The sequence below is a fragment of the Oricola cellulosilytica genome (genome assembly GCF_019966575.1).
Classification (GTDB): domain Bacteria; phylum Pseudomonadota; class Alphaproteobacteria; order Rhizobiales; family Rhizobiaceae; genus Oricola; species Oricola cellulosilytica.
In genome coordinates this window covers 49,210-62,899 of the sequence record NZ_JAINFK010000008.1, presented here as the reverse complement: position 1 = coordinate 62,899, position 13,690 = coordinate 49,210, and the positions used below count along the sequence as shown (strand labels likewise).

Below are 13,690 nucleotides of genomic sequence, written 5' to 3'. Positions count from 1 at the left end.
CTAGCGCGCCCGCGCCGCCTCTGCCAGAAACGCGAAGGCGTATTGGGAGAACGAACGCCAGCATTCGACCCGGAAGACATCCTCGGCCGTGCGGTAGAGAACGATCTCGATCTTGCCAAGCACCGTGCGCGAACAGGCCCCGACCGGAAAGGCTTCGAGAGACAAATCCTGCGGGCAGCCCGCATTGAGGGTATCGGCGGCGGCCGGACCGGAAACAACGATGGCCGTGTTGCGATGGGACACGTCGACCGCCGAATAAAGCGCTTTCGCCCGCCCGAGATCGGCCAGGAGATCGCGCTCCCCTTCCTCGATGACCAGCCACTCGTCCGGCCCCAGCCAGAGAACGGCCCGCGCTCCGGCCCGCGCCGATTGTTTCGGCGTTATCGGCAGATCAACCCCCAGTCCCTTCGAGACTGCCGAAACCGCGTCCGCCGAAGCGCGCAGGGAAACCCGTTGCGCCGTTGGCGCAGGACGGATCGTCACTCTTGGCCCGCTGGATACGCGGCCTTCGAGCGGCAGTGTGCGCTGGAGTGTCGTGGCCTCAACCATTGATACGACCTCCCTCTTCATCAAAGAACACCGTTCCCGTCACCTCGACCTCGATCGCCCGGTCGGGCATCGGCACGTAGAGAGTCCTGCCCATTCGTTCAAAACCGCCCTCGACCAATGCGAGCGCGATCGGGCGGCCGCAATTTTCCGACCAGTAGGAGGACGACACCCAGCCGATCATCTTCATCGGCACTGGCTGGTTCGGGTCGGCGACGATCTGCGCCCCCTCCTCGAGCACGGTCTTGCCGTCCTTCACTTTCAACCCGACGAGTTGCCTGCGGCCATCGGCAACCAGATCCGGGCGCTTCAATCCGCGGATGCCGACAAAATCCGTCTTGTTCTTGCCGACCGCCCATCCCAGCCCCGCATCGTAAGGCGTGACGGTTCCGTCGGTGTCCTGGCCGACGATGATGTAGCCCTTTTCCGCGCGCAGGACATGCATGGTCTCAGTCCCGTAGAGACACATCCCCATGGACTTGCCGCGCTCATACACCTTCTCCCACACCTGCCTGCCATAGTCTGCCGGCACGTTGATTTCGAAACCGGTCTCGCCGGTGAACGACATGCGGAACAATCGTGTCGGCACACCACAGAACGTTCCTTCGCGAACGCTCATATGCGGGAAGGCCTCGTTTGAAAGATCGATACCCTCCACGAACGGCTCGATGATCTCGCGCGCCTTTGGCCCCTGCACCGCGATCACCGCCCACTGCTCGGTGGTCGATGTCAGCCACACCTTCATGTGCGGGAACTCGGTCTGCAGATAATCTTCCATGTGCTGCAGCACCCGTGGCGCGCCGCCGGTCGTCGTCGTTACATGGAACCGGTCCTCCGCCATGCGTCCGACGACGCCATCATCGTAGATGAAGCCGTCTTCCCGGCACATGATGCCGTAGCGCAGGCGTCCGACGCCCAGCTTCAGGAACGGATTGGTGTAGATCAGGTTCAGAAATTCTGCCGCGTCCGGCCCGACGACCTCGATCTTCCCCAGCGTCGTCGCGTCGAACATGCCTGCAACTTCGCGCACCGTCCGGCACTCGCGATTGACGGCGGCATGCATGTCCTCGCCTGCGCGCGGGTAATACCAGGCCCGTTTCCATGGGCCGACGTCCTCGAACACCGCCCCCGCCGCCACTTCCGATTCATGCATCGGCGTGTGCCGCGCGGGGTCGAAGAGCTCGCCGCGCGCATGACCGACAATGGCGCCGAATGTTGTCGGCGTGTACGGCGCGCGGAACGTTGTGAGGCCGACCTTCGGGATTTCGCGCCCCAGTGCCTCCGCCGCAATCGCCAGCCCGTGCAGGTTCGACAGCTTGCCCTGGTCGGTCGCCATGCCGTTGGTCGTGAACCGCTTCACATGCTCGATGGAATGCATGCCCTCCTGCACGGCGAGCCGGATGTCCTTGGCCGTCACATCGTTCTGGAAATCGACGAACGCCTTGATCACCTTGCCGTTTGCACCGTTCGGTCCGGCGCCGAGCATGCTGCCGGTCCAGTCGCCGCCGCCTTCGACCGCGATCTTCACCTTCGATTTCTTCGCCCGCTTCCGCGTTGCCTTTGCCGCGCTCTCGCCGGCGGCAATCGCTTCACTGACGCTTTCCTCAAGCCTGTCCGTGCCGTTGCACGCACCGATGGATACGCAGTCCTGGGCGTAGGTTCCGGGCAGGAAGCGCTCGGTCGCCGCGTCCCATGCCACTTTGCCGCGCGACTGGGAGAACATGTGCACCGACGGCGTCCAACCAGCGCTCATGATGAGCGCATCGACCGGAATGATTTCGGCCGCACCGCCCTTGTTCGGCTCGACGATCATCGAGGCGACCCGCAACTTTCCGCCGGTGCCCGTAACGGCATGGCCCGTCAGAACGCGGATGCCGAACGCGCGCGCCTCGTCGATTGCGGAGCCTTGCGGATTGTCACGCACATCGACGATCGCGGGTATGTCGATGCCCGCCTTCTTCAGGTCGATAGCCGCGGCATAGGCGGAGTCGTTGGCGGTATAGACCCCCACCTTGCGGCCGACCGCGACGCCATGATGGTTGAGGAACGTTCGCGCCGCCGAGGCGAGCATGATGCCCGGCCGGTCGTTGTTGGCGAACACCATGTGCCGTTCGATCGCGCCCGCCGCGATGATCACGCGCCCGGCGCGTACCTGCCAGAGACGCTCGCGCGGGGCATCGGCGGCTGGCGCCGCAAGATGCTCGGTCACCCGTTCGGCCAGTCCGACGAAATTCTGCGCGTAATAGCCGAACGCGGTTGTCCGGCTCAAAATCCGGACATTGTCCATTGCGGCCAGCGTCGCGGCGGCATCCTGCGCCCAGTCATAGCCGGGCTTGCCGTCGAGACGCGCTTCGGCCTCGAAACGCAGCGCACCGCCGAAAGCGGCACGCTCGTCGCACAGGATCACCCGCGCTCCGCTTTCCGCGGCCGCAAGCGCCGCGCTCAGCCCGGCGACCCCGCCACCGATGACGAGAACATCGCAATGGGCGTATTGCGCGGCGTAATGATCGGGATCGGGTTCAGTCGGCGCCTGCCCCAGGCCCGCGGCATTGCGGATGAACGGCTCGTAGACGTGTTCCCACGCCACTTTCGGCCACATGAAAGTCTTGTAGTAGAACCCCGCCGAAAAAAGCGGTGACGCGATGTCGTTGACCGCGCCGACATCGAAGGAAAGCGACGGCCAGCGGTTCTGGCTGACCGCGTTGAGCCCGTCATAAATCTCCTGCACCGTCGCCCGGACGTTCGGCGTGGCCCGCGCCGCGTCCCGGCGCACGCCGACAAGTGCGTTCGGCTCCTCCGGCCCGTCGCTCAGAATGCCGCGCGGGCGGTGATATTTGAAGGACCGCCCGACGAGATGAACGCCGCTGGCGATGAGCGCCGACGCGATAGTATCCCCTTGGAGTCCGGAATAAGCCTTGCCGTCGAAAGTAAAGCGGACCGGATTGGCCGGGGTCAGACGCCCCACGCCCGCGATGCGGTGTTCGCCAGCACTGCTCATTTGCCGCTCTTCCCAGATTTTGCCGGAATATTCATGTTCGCCGCTCCCACGAGGTCGGGTTTGGGTTGACCCGCCTTGTAGGTCGTCAGGAACTTGTCGGAAACGGTGTCGCGCGCTGCGTTGAAGAATCGCGCGCAGCCATGGAGATGGCGCCAGCGCTCGAAGACGACGCCCTTCGGATTGTCCCGATAGAAGAAATAGGCGGCAAATGCCTCGTCGCTGATTTCGGCGATGTTCTTAGGCCGCTCAAGATGCGCCTCGCCGGCATGCCGGAATTCCATTTCCGGACGCTCTTCCTCGCAATAGGGGCAGTGTATCAGAAGCATGTGAAGTCTCTCAGTGCGCCACGGCCGCAGCCGCCGCCTCGTCAATCAGCCGGCCGGAATTGAACCGTTCGATGGTATAGGCGGTATTGATCCGGTGCGGATTGTCATTGGCGATGGTGTGGGCGAACACATGCCCTGAACCGGGCGTCGCCTTGAAACCTCCGGTTCCCCACCCGCAATTGACGTAGAGCCCCGACACCGGCGTCTTTGCGATAATCGGGGAGCGGTCCGGCGTCACGTCCACGATTCCGCCCCACGAACGCAGCATCTTCATGCGGGTGAACATCGGGAACATCTCACAAATCGCATCGAGCGTGTGCTGGATGATGTGAAGGCCACCGGTCTGCGAATAGGATGTGTACTGATCGGTACCGGCGCCGATCACCAGTTCGCCCTTGTCGGACTGGGAGATGTATGCGTGGACCGTGTTCGACATCACGACGCAGGGAAAGCACGGCTTGACCGGCTCCGAAACGAGCGCTTGCAGCGGAAAGCTTTCGAGCGGCATGCGAACATCGGCCATCTCCATGATGACGGATGTGTGTCCAGCTGCAACCACGCCCACCTTCTTGGCGCCGATAAAGCCGCGGGAGGTCTCGACGCCGGTGACCTGTCCGTTGCCCCCGCGCCGGACGCCGGTCACCTCGCAGTTCTGGATCACATGCACACCGCGATCCGACGCCGCCCGGGCATAACCCCATGCGACCGCGTCATGCCGGGCCGTTCCGCCGCGCCTCTGCAATGCCGCTCCCATCACCGGATAGCGCGCTGACTGCGAAATGTTCAAGGGTGGACAGTATTCCTTGGCCGCTTCCGGTGTCAGCCACTCATTGTCGACCCCGTTCAGGCGGTTGGCGTGGATGTGGCGCTTGAACACCTGCACGTCGTGCACATTGTGCGCCAGCATCATGACGCCGCGCGGTGAATACATGACATTGTAATTGAGATCTTGCGACAGGTTTTCCCACAGCTTCACCGCGTGATCGTAAAGCCCGGCGGACTCGTCGTAGAGATAGTTCGACCGGATAATCGTGGTGTTGCGGCCGGTGTTGCCGCCGCCGAGCCAGCCCTTCTCCAGGACGGCGATGTTGGTGATGCCATGTTCCTTGGCGAGGTAATAGGCGGTTGCAAGGCCATGTCCGCCCGCCCCTACGATGATGACGTCGTATTCTTTCTTCGGTTCCGGCGAGGACCACTGCTGTCCCCACCCCTTGTGGCCGCGCATCGCCTCGCGCACCAGTGCAAATCCGGAATATCGCCGCACCGCAATCATGCTCCGTCGATCAGTGTGAGTCCGTCACGCATGCAAGCGTGCTCGCAAACTGTAGCACTAACGCGCGGCGGCGCGACACCCTGCCCTTATTGCGACCCGGGATGACGCCCTGCAGCGGACGAGGGGGAAGGAAGGCAGGGGGATGGGGCGTTGCACCCTGCCTTCCTTTGACGATCCAAACTGGGGGGTCGAGATCGTCAAACTCCAAACGTTTCCGAAGATCGGGAGGGGATCTTGGGGAGCGAAATCACCGTACCCGTCCGCGCGTGTGACAAGCGTGATGCCTGCGTGAATAAGGTCTGCCGATTCGGCTGGCGCATTTTTCGTCGCGCCATGGTGCACGGCAGTGGACATCGGGCGGCAATTCTGCTACCCGGCAGTCCAGATTCTGCGGCGCATTCGTCGCGGGGCGGATTGTTATGTCCGTCAAGGGTGTCAACGCCAAGAGAGAGATCGAATCCACGTGCAAGTTCTCGTCCGCGAAAACAATGTCGACCAGGCACTCCGTGTGCTGAAGAAAAAGCTGCAGCGGGAAGGCGTCTTCCGCGAGATGAAGATGCGCGGCCACTATGAAAAGCCGTCCGAGAAGCGCGCCCGGGAAAAGGCGGAAGCGGTACGCCGGTCACGCAAGCTTGCGCGCAAGCGGGCGCAGCGCGAAGGCCTCCTCGGCGGCGGTCGCTGATCACTGTCGCGATTTCGTCTTTATTTGACACGAAAGGTGGTGCTGGATGAAACGGCGCCGCCTTTTTGCGTTTGAGGCGCGCACGAGAACCCGGGGAATACGAATGATGGCGACACCGGCCGAGACAGCAGAAAAAGCAACCCGCCGCACCGGTACGAGCGGCCGGTCACTCCGCTATCGCCTGTTGGCGAATGCGGCTGTAATCAGCCTCGCGCTCGCCGGCTGTCAGACCGCGTCCGTCGACTCGCAGTTCGGATCGACGATCGAGGAAGACCAGGGCAGCGAACAGAACCTTGCCTCGCTCACCGCTGTCATTCGCGCGAACCCGTCTGATCCGAGCGCCTACAACGTGCGCGGTTCGGCCTTCGGTCGGGCCGGCCGCTACCAGGAGGCCATTCGCGACTTCGACCGCGCCATCCAACTCAATCCACGCTTCTTCGAAGCGTACGCGAACCGGGCCCTGATCTACCGTTTCACCGGGGACCTGGGTCGGTCTGCGGAAGACTACAACCGCGCCATACAGATCAATCCCAGTTACGAGGCGGCCTATATCGGACGGGGCGAACTCTACAGGCGCGCCGGCCGGACACAGGAGGCTTTCAACGATTTCCAGAAGGCGATCCAGCTAGACACGACCGATCCCCGCGCCTATCACCGCCGCGGATTGGTCTATCAGACACAAGGCCAGCATGATTTTGCGATCGACGATTTTTCGACGGCGATCTCTCTGCAGCCGAGTGCACCCGAGCCCTATAACGGACGCGGCATCTCCTACATCGCCACGAACCAGCTCGATAATGCGTTTGACGACGTCAACTACGCCCTGCGTCTGGACGATAGCGTGGCGGAGAGCTGGGCGAATCAGGGACTGATCTACGAGCGGCGTGGCGAGAGAGACAAGGCGCGCAAGTCTTTCCAGCGGGCTCTACAGCTCGACGCCAAATACGAGCCTGCCCGAAGCGGCCTGGCCCGAGTGGGCGGCGCCTGACGCCAAAGTTAGGGTCAAACAAAAGCGCCGGTCGAGGAGACCGGCGTTTCTTGTTCGCGATAGAGATCGCCCTCAGTGCTCCATCGCCTTGACGATTTCCTCCGTCATTTTCTTGGCGTCACCGAGCAGCATCATCGTACCGTCCTTGTAGAACAGCGTGTTGTCGATCCCGGCATAGCCAGAGCCGAGGGAGCGCTTCACGAACAGGCACGTCTTCGCCTTGTCGACGTCGAGGATCGGCATTCCGTAGATCGGCGACGACGGATCGTCGCGCGCCGCCGGGTTCGTGACGTCATTGGCGCCGATGACATAGGCGACATCCGCTTGCGCGAACGCGCTGTTGATGTCCTCCAGTTCGAACACCTCGTCATACGGCACGTTCGCCTCCGCTAAGAGCACGTTCATGTGGCCGGGCATCCGTCCCGCAACCGGGTGGATGGCGTAAGACACCTCGACGCCCGCCTCCTTGAGAGTGTCGGCAAGCTCGCGCAGCGCGTGCTGCGCCTGCGCGACGGCCATCCCGTAACCCGGGACAATGATAACCTTCGACGCGTTCTGCATCAGGAAGGCCGCGTCGTCGGCGGACCCCTGCTTGACGGTCCGCTCGATACCGTCATCCGCGGCCGCCGCTGTCTCGCCGCCGAACCCGCCGAGAATGACCGAGATGAACGAGCGGTTCATTCCCTTGCACATGATATAGGACAGGATCGCGCCCGATGAGCCGACCAGCGCGCCGGTGATTATCAGCGCCAAATTGCCGAGCGTGAAGCCGATACCCGCGGCCGCCCATCCTGAATAGGAGTTCAGCATCGAGACGACCACCGGCATGTCCGCGCCACCGATCGGAATGATGATCAGCACGCCCAGCAACAGGGAAAGGGCAACAATAAGCCAGAACACAAAATGGCTTTCCGTGGCCACGAGCACGACGACGAGCACAACCAGCGCGAGGCCCAACCCCGCGTTGAGCGCATGGCGTCCCGGCAGCATGATCGGCTTTCCCGACATCCTGCCGTCCAGTTTCAGGAAGGCGATGATCGAACCGGTAAAGGTGATCGCGCCGATCGCCACGCCGAGCGACATCTCGATCAGAGCCTGCGCATGGATCGATCCGACCTCGCCGATGCCGAAAGAGGAGGGCGTGTAGATCGCTGCCGCGGCCACAAGCACGGCAGCAAGACCGACAAGCGAGTGAAACGCGGCCACGAGCTGCGGCATTGCGGTCATCGGAATGCGCTGGGCGATATAGGCGCCCGCGCCGCCGCCCATCGCCAGACCCACCAGAATCAGCACCAGGCCGCCGAAGCCCGGGCTGGCGAGGATCAGCGTCGTGCCGATGGCGATCGCCATGCCGATCATGCCGTAGGTGTTGCCGCGTCGGCTGGTCGTGGGGTGCGAGAGCCCGCGCAAGGCAAGGATAAACAGGATGCCGGATACGAGATACAGGAACGCAGCGAGGTTGTGTGCCATGGTTCAGTGCCTCACTTTTCTTTTTTCTTGTACATGGCAAGCATGCGCTGGGTGACGAGAAACCCGCCGAAGATGTTGACGCTGGCAAGCACCAGCGCAACGAAACCGAAGCCGGTCGCAAGACCGCTTGCCGAGATCCCGACCGCCAGCAACGCGCCGACCACGATCACTGAGGAGATGGCGTTGGTGACGGCCATGAGAGGGGTATGAAGCGCCGGCGTCACCGACCAGACGACGTAATATCCGACGAAGATTGCCAGCACGAAGATCGCAAACCGGAAGATGAAGGGGTCGATGGCGCCCCCGGACACCCCCTGCGCCGCAGCCGCCGCGGCATCGCCGACAGCTTCCGCATTCTGTGATAATTCCGATGCGGCCTCACGGACCCCCTCGATCGCCGTTTCGAGGCTCTCCATCGCCCTGTCTAAAGCAGTCTCAGCCATGGCGTCAGGCCCCCTTGTCTTCGGATTTTACGGTCGCGTCTCCGGCGTCTGGCTTCTTCGCCCCCGCCGCCGCTTTCTTTGCGGCCGGTGTCTTTTTCGCCGGGGTCTTGCGGGCGGAGGCCTTCTTGGCGGAGGGAACTGTCTTCGCCGGAGCCGAACCGCCGAAACGGTCATGCACGATCGCGCCATCGTGGGTCAGCAGCGTTGCCTTGACGAGTTCGTCATCCCGGTCGATTGACAGCTTCCCGGCTTCCTTGTCGATCATCGTTTCCAGAAACGCGAGCAGGTTTTTCGCGTAGAGGAGCGATGCCGAGGCGGCGATCTTTCCGGGCATGTTCAGGTAGCCGGCCACTCTGACGCCGCCAATCGTAACGACTTCGTCGGGTTTCGCGCCTTCGACATTTCCGCCGCGCTCCACTGCAAGATCGATGATGACCGCACCCGGTCTCATCGATTCGATCATCGCCGTGGTCACCAGTTTGGGTGCAGGACGACCGGGGATGAGAGCGGTGGTGATGACGATATCCTGCTTGGCGATATGTGAGGCGACGAGCTCTGACTGAGCCTTCCGCTCCTCGGCAGTCAATTCCCGCGCATAGCCGCCCTCTCCCGAAGCATCCTTCAACGCGTCCGTCATGATGAACTTGGCGCCAAGCGACTGCACCTGCTCGCCCGCCGCCGCCCGCACATCTGTTGCGGTCACCGCGGCGCCCAGCCGCCTGGCGGTCGCGATGGCCTGGAGGCCGGCAACGCCCGCCCCCATGACAAAGGCCTTTGCGGCCGGAACTGTCCCGGCTGCCGTCATCATCATTGGAAGCGCTCGGTCGTACAAATGGGCCGCGTCAATCACCGCCTGGTATCCGGCGAGGTTTGCCTGCGACGACAGAACGTCCATCACCTGGGCACGCGTGATGCGCGGCATCAGTTCCATCGCAAAGGCCGAAACCCCCGCCTTGGCCATCGCCGCAAGTTCCTTGTCGGCCTCGAAAGGATCCATGATCGCCAGGATCGCGGCACCCTTCTTGATCTGGCTCAGCCTGCTGTCCGGACGGCGCACGCAAAGCACGACGTCCGCCTTCCTAATGTCGGAAGCGGCCGCAATCTTTGCCCCGGCCTTATCGTACTCTTCATCGGAGATGCGCGACATCTCGCCGGCCCCTCTCTCAACGAGTACGGAACAGCCGAGTCCCGTCAGTTTCTTGACGCTGTCGGGCGAAGCGGCGACGCGTGGCTCATCCGCGCCCGATTCCCTCGGAACAAAAATTGTGATCGACACGCGCACCCCCCTCAATCAGTCAGTCGTTCGTCCGGAAAGGTCGTCACGACGAATCCAGAGCCACGGCGCGGACATGCCGCCATATGGTCAGAGAATGAAATAGGCCAGAATGATCAGCGCAGCAAATGCGATAACGCCCCCGAACAGTCCACCGCCGGCAAAGAAGCCAAAGGCCATCGCAATGAGAAGCGCTACGCATGCGATGACCCCCCACTTGCTCATCGCAATGAACATTCCATACGTCCGTTCGTGTTCTGGATAGTCCATGTCGGCTCCGGTTTCGGCAGTACCCGACGGATAATCTTCGGCCATTTCGCTCGCTCCGCTACGCAATTCAGTATCGTTGCTGCGATTAGCGAAAACGCGAACCGACATCAATGCCCCGCACTACCTATTATGGGATCACGCTGCCTTCGCGGCTACCTTCGCGGTCGGAACGACTACAAGAGGCAAAGCACCGCTGGCCGGGGTCTCGAACATCAGTCGCCGTTCGCTCTCGGTATAGCAGAACAGCGGATAACGCCGACAGATGTCTGCTTCGTTTTGACGAGGACTCGCGAAAAGAACCGCAGGAAACGCAAATAAGTCGAACTGTTCCGGTCCGGCAAGCGCCGTAGAACGGAACACTCGCCGGTAGAATGGTGCATGGCCCTCCTTGACAAGCGAAAGGCAGAAATCCGCTTCGAAATAGGTCGTCGCCATGACGGCCGTGCGGAGCATAATGAGTGGCAATCCCGGAACGAGGTGAGAAATGCGCTCATCTACCGCCAGACGCGTGGGATCAATGAAGCTCATACCTTGTTCTATCAGCGGCTTCAGCGTGCTGGGAAAGAGAGAAGTGGAAACAGAGGTCGGGTACTCTTTCGATACAACCTGAAGGCGAACAGTAGAAACCAGCTCGCCGTAGTAGTACATCCCGAAGACATAGGCGTTCGGCGCACGGTCCGTCTCGTCCACGGCAGAGTTCGCCATTCCCTTTGCGTAGATATAACGCGCGTCGAAAGCTTGGCTCCGGAGTCTCCCTATCGCCTCAAAATCCTCGGACGCCGTGATTCGCCGGTACTCGACGTGTTCCATCACATCTAGGATGCGTCGGTTCAGTCCACCATCGCCGCTAGATTTATCGTTTGACCCCAGTCCCATCGAAGTGCCCCATCTCGCGAGTGAGGAAAGGTAAACAACCCATTGATTTTGTAAATACACCTGTCCCGATTTAGATTTCGTAAACGGTGTTTATTGCCCGACATGGTTAAGGGCGCAAACTGCCGCCTGTAGCTGCACGAGAGGCAGCGTGAAAGCGGAAGCCTGAAGCTGCCGGATCAGACAGCGGAAGTCATCAGGCTGGTTTCAACCCGGGCCGGGGACACCGGCAGCAGCGTGTGCTTCGCCAGTTCGAGGATGGACGAGCGCGGGAGAGCCGGTCCCAGCGCGTAGCCCTGAATGCGGCTGACGCCTTCGGTCGCAAGGATGAGGTCGATCTGGGCATCTGACGATACTCCCTCGATCGTCACCTCGAGACCGAGCGTGTTGCAAAGGTTAACGACGCCACGGAGCAACGAGATCGGCGTCTTGCCACTATCGATGCCCTCCACGAAGGAGCGGTCGATTTTCACCTTGTCGAGCGGCAGGCGATGCAGATAGCTGAGGCTAGAATATCCTGTTCCGAAATCGTCCAGCGAAATCTTGATCCCGCGCTTGCGAATCTGCTCGAGCACGCAAAGCATTTCCTGCTCATTGGAGATGACTGCGGTTTCGGTCACCTCTATCTCAACCCGGCTGGGCGAGAGGCCGGACACGGCCAAGGCCTCGTCGATTTCTTCCATCAGGCGCGAGCGGCGGAAATCGATTGCCGAAAGGTTGATGGAGATATTTACGCTTTCGGGCCAGTCGGCGCAGTCGCGCATAGCGGTCTTGAGAACCAGCCGGCTCACCTTGCCGATCATTCCCATTTCCTCCGCAAGGGGAATGTATTCGGCCGGCGAGACATCGCCGAGGTCGGCGTCGTTCCAGCGACTAAGCGCCTCGCACGCGACCAGCTTGCCGCTCTTTGCATCCGCGATCGGCTGATAGCGGACACCAAGTTTCTCGTTTTCGATCGCCTTGGACAACTGGGTCTTTATCAACTGGCGGCGCTTGTACTCGGCGTCCATGCTGTCTTCGAAGACCGACCAGATGCCCTTGCCACCGGCTTTCGAGCGGTAGAGCGCCAGATCGGCCTTTACCATCATCTTGGTCAGATCAAAGTTTGAAACGCTCGAGGTTACCGCGCCGATGCTGACCGTAACATGGATTTGTTCGCCTTCCAGATCGTAGACGCCAGCCAGGCGCGACCGTAGCGTTTCGGCGATCTTCGCGGCAGACGTTTGATCCGTCACTTCAGGCGCGAACACCATGAATTCGTCCCCGCCCTGGCGCGAGACCATGAAGCGTTCGCCGCGGAGTTCCTTGAGGCGCATCGCGACCGCCATCAGGAGCGCGTCGCCGAGCGCATGGCCGTGGGTGTCATTGACGTGCTTGAAGTCGTCCACATCCAGCATAACCAGGACGCAATCGGCCTCTCTCTCCTGCTGGCGAAGCCGTTCGATGATCTGGGTGGAGAAATAACTTCTATTTGGCAGGCCCGTCAGAGCGTCGTAACGCGCCATGTTGACCATCTGCTTTTCGGCGTTGATCCGGTCGGTAATGTCATCGAAAGTAAGCACCGCGCCGGAGAAGGCGCGAGGGTTGGACCTGAACTCGACATGCCGGTCGCCATTTAGCGTGAAACGGCGACTTCCGCCTTCGAGAATCATCGCTCCGAGGCTGCTTTTCAAACGTTGCGCCTGCTTTCTGCTGAACGCACCGCGCTGCGCGCCGTACCGCAAGATCGCCTCGAACTGACGCCCTTCGAGATTGATATGCGCGGGAATGTCGAACAGACGTCGGGCGGTCCTGTTGGCGACTAGCACTCGCAAGTCGCCGTCGAACATGATCAGTCCATGCGACATGTTGTTGAGCGCCACATCGAAGCGTTCAGCAATCTCCTGATTTTTCCAGCGTCCGTGAATGGCATCGAGGACCGAAGAGCGAATGTTGCGAACGAGCGATTGAATCAACAGAACGTAGGGCGGGCACAATAAGGCGATCATCAGATGTGCAGGATCGCCGTAGAAAACCGCGCCCAGGGCGGTAGGCGCCAGAAGGGAAATCACTATGACGGAAACGAGGCGCTGCGATCCGTACAGCCTACCGACCACGGTCGGTAATGTTGCGAAAACCAGCGTGGTTGCGGAAATTATCGAGTACTCGCTCGAAGCAATTCGCAAGGCCACGTACGCGTACAGGCCGATCAACATCGAGCCTGCAGCGCTGAGCGCCATATACCGGTTTTCCCAGCGTGTCGCCCAGCGTACACGCGATTCCATATCGGGATGCTGCACCCGAGCCTGGTCTGCGTGATAGGCCTTCGCCTGGCGCAGCCGCAGGAGTGCGGTGGCAAGCATGGTCGTGAGCAGGACAAGGTAGATCGGATGTCCGGTGTCGAACCATGCGGCGCCCACCACGACAGCTTGAAGCGCCGCCCCCATGACAAGGGAACGCTTGTCGGAGAAGAACGTGTCCACAAAGGACGTGTAAACTTCTGCCGTGATCGCTTTTGACGTGACCTGCTTCAATGGACTTTCATATCCCCACGCAAGCCGGGAAGCTA

General features: G+C 61.4%; 12 protein-coding genes. 2 read left to right on the top strand and 10 right to left on the bottom strand.

Annotation, left to right across the window (positions count from 1 at the left end):
• The 4 genes from LC298_RS16970 to LC298_RS16955 are packed head-to-tail and all read right to left on the bottom strand — an operon-like array spanning position 1 to position 5,134.
• Positions 1-549, bottom strand: a complete 549-nt coding sequence (locus tag LC298_RS16970) for a sarcosine oxidase subunit gamma (protein WP_131571359.1) — start codon at positions 547-549, stop codon at positions 1-3.
• A complete protein-coding gene (locus LC298_RS16965; protein ID WP_131571356.1) occupies positions 542-3,544 on the bottom strand; it encodes a sarcosine oxidase subunit alpha in 3,003 nt (1,000 codons plus the stop codon). Before LC298_RS16965 ends, LC298_RS16970 begins: the two co-directional genes overlap by 8 nt.
• Complete coding sequence (locus LC298_RS16960; RefSeq protein WP_131571353.1) at positions 3,541-3,870, bottom strand: sarcosine oxidase subunit delta; 330 nt, start codon at positions 3,868-3,870, stop codon at positions 3,541-3,543. The genes LC298_RS16965 and LC298_RS16960 overlap by 4 nt, the downstream gene beginning before the upstream one ends.
• Before the next feature lie 10 nt (positions 3,871-3,880).
• On the bottom strand, positions 3,881-5,134 hold the full coding sequence (locus LC298_RS16955) for a sarcosine oxidase subunit beta (RefSeq protein ID WP_131571350.1): 1,254 nt from the start codon (positions 5,132-5,134) through the stop codon (positions 3,881-3,883).
• A gap of 472 nt (positions 5,135-5,606) precedes the next feature.
• Between LC298_RS16955 and rpsU the strand changes: the two genes are divergently transcribed.
• Positions 5,607-5,825 carry a 30S ribosomal protein S21 gene (gene rpsU / locus LC298_RS16950; protein ID WP_131571347.1) on the top strand — a complete coding sequence of 73 codons (219 nt, stop codon included), beginning with the start codon at positions 5,607-5,609 and terminating at the stop codon, positions 5,823-5,825.
• A 103-nt stretch (positions 5,826-5,928) separates the two neighbouring features.
• Positions 5,929-6,813, top strand: coding sequence for a tetratricopeptide repeat protein (locus tag LC298_RS16945; protein WP_199223345.1), 885 nt, complete (start codon positions 5,929-5,931; stop codon positions 6,811-6,813).
• 72 nt (positions 6,814-6,885) lie between these two features.
• On the opposite strand, the gene LC298_RS16940 is transcribed toward LC298_RS16945, so the two are convergent.
• From LC298_RS16940 to LC298_RS16915, 6 genes are all read right to left on the bottom strand, one after another.
• On the bottom strand, positions 6,886-8,283 hold the full coding sequence (locus LC298_RS16940) for an NAD(P)(+) transhydrogenase (Re/Si-specific) subunit beta (protein ID WP_131571344.1): 1,398 nt from the start codon (positions 8,281-8,283) through the stop codon (positions 6,886-6,888).
• Positions 8,284-8,294: 11 nt separating this feature from the next.
• The gene (locus LC298_RS16935) at positions 8,295-8,726 is read right to left on the bottom strand and encodes a proton-translocating transhydrogenase family protein (protein WP_131571341.1); all 432 of its coding nucleotides are present in this window, start codon (positions 8,724-8,726) and stop codon (positions 8,295-8,297) included.
• Positions 8,727-8,730: 4 nt separating this feature from the next.
• Positions 8,731-10,002, bottom strand: coding sequence for a Re/Si-specific NAD(P)(+) transhydrogenase subunit alpha (locus LC298_RS16930; RefSeq protein ID WP_131571338.1), 1,272 nt, complete (start codon positions 10,000-10,002; stop codon positions 8,731-8,733).
• An 87-nt stretch (positions 10,003-10,089) separates the two neighbouring features.
• Positions 10,090-10,314 carry an aa3-type cytochrome c oxidase subunit IV gene (locus LC298_RS16925; RefSeq protein WP_131571335.1) on the bottom strand — a complete coding sequence of 75 codons (225 nt, stop codon included), beginning with the start codon at positions 10,312-10,314 and terminating at the stop codon, positions 10,090-10,092.
• Positions 10,315-10,404: 90 nt separating this feature from the next.
• Complete coding sequence (locus LC298_RS16920) at positions 10,405-11,079, bottom strand: N-acyl amino acid synthase FeeM domain-containing protein (RefSeq protein ID WP_131571332.1); 675 nt, start codon at positions 11,077-11,079, stop codon at positions 10,405-10,407.
• 242 nt (positions 11,080-11,321) lie between these two features.
• Entirely contained in the window at positions 11,322-13,655 is a 2,334-nt protein-coding gene (locus LC298_RS16915; RefSeq protein ID WP_131571329.1) for a putative bifunctional diguanylate cyclase/phosphodiesterase, read from the bottom strand.
• Positions 13,656-13,690 lie beyond the last annotated feature (35 nt).

What these genes read in the sequence shown, in the direction of transcription:
- LC298_RS16970 (WP_131571359.1), bottom strand. Translation starts at nt 549, where the DNA reads ATGGTTGAGGCCACGACACTCCAGCGCACACTGCCGCTCGAAGGCCGC.
- LC298_RS16965 (WP_131571356.1), bottom strand. Translation starts at nt 3,544, where the DNA reads ATGAGCAGTGCTGGCGAACACCGCATCGCGGGCGTGGGGCGTCTGACC.
- LC298_RS16960 (WP_131571353.1), bottom strand. Translation starts at nt 3,870, where the DNA reads ATGCTTCTGATACACTGCCCCTATTGCGAGGAAGAGCGTCCGGAAATG.
- LC298_RS16945 (WP_199223345.1), top strand. Translation starts at nt 5,929, where the DNA reads ATGATGGCGACACCGGCCGAGACAGCAGAAAAAGCAACCCGCCGCACC.
- LC298_RS16940 (WP_131571344.1), bottom strand. Translation starts at nt 8,283, where the DNA reads ATGGCACACAACCTCGCTGCGTTCCTGTATCTCGTATCCGGCATCCTG.
- LC298_RS16935 (WP_131571341.1), bottom strand. Translation starts at nt 8,726, where the DNA reads ATGGCTGAGACTGCTTTAGACAGGGCGATGGAGAGCCTCGAAACGGCG.
- LC298_RS16925 (WP_131571335.1), bottom strand. Translation starts at nt 10,314, where the DNA reads ATGGCCGAAGATTATCCGTCGGGTACTGCCGAAACCGGAGCCGACATG.
- LC298_RS16920 (WP_131571332.1), bottom strand. Translation starts at nt 11,079, where the DNA reads ATGGAACACGTCGAGTACCGGCGAATCACGGCGTCCGAGGATTTTGAG.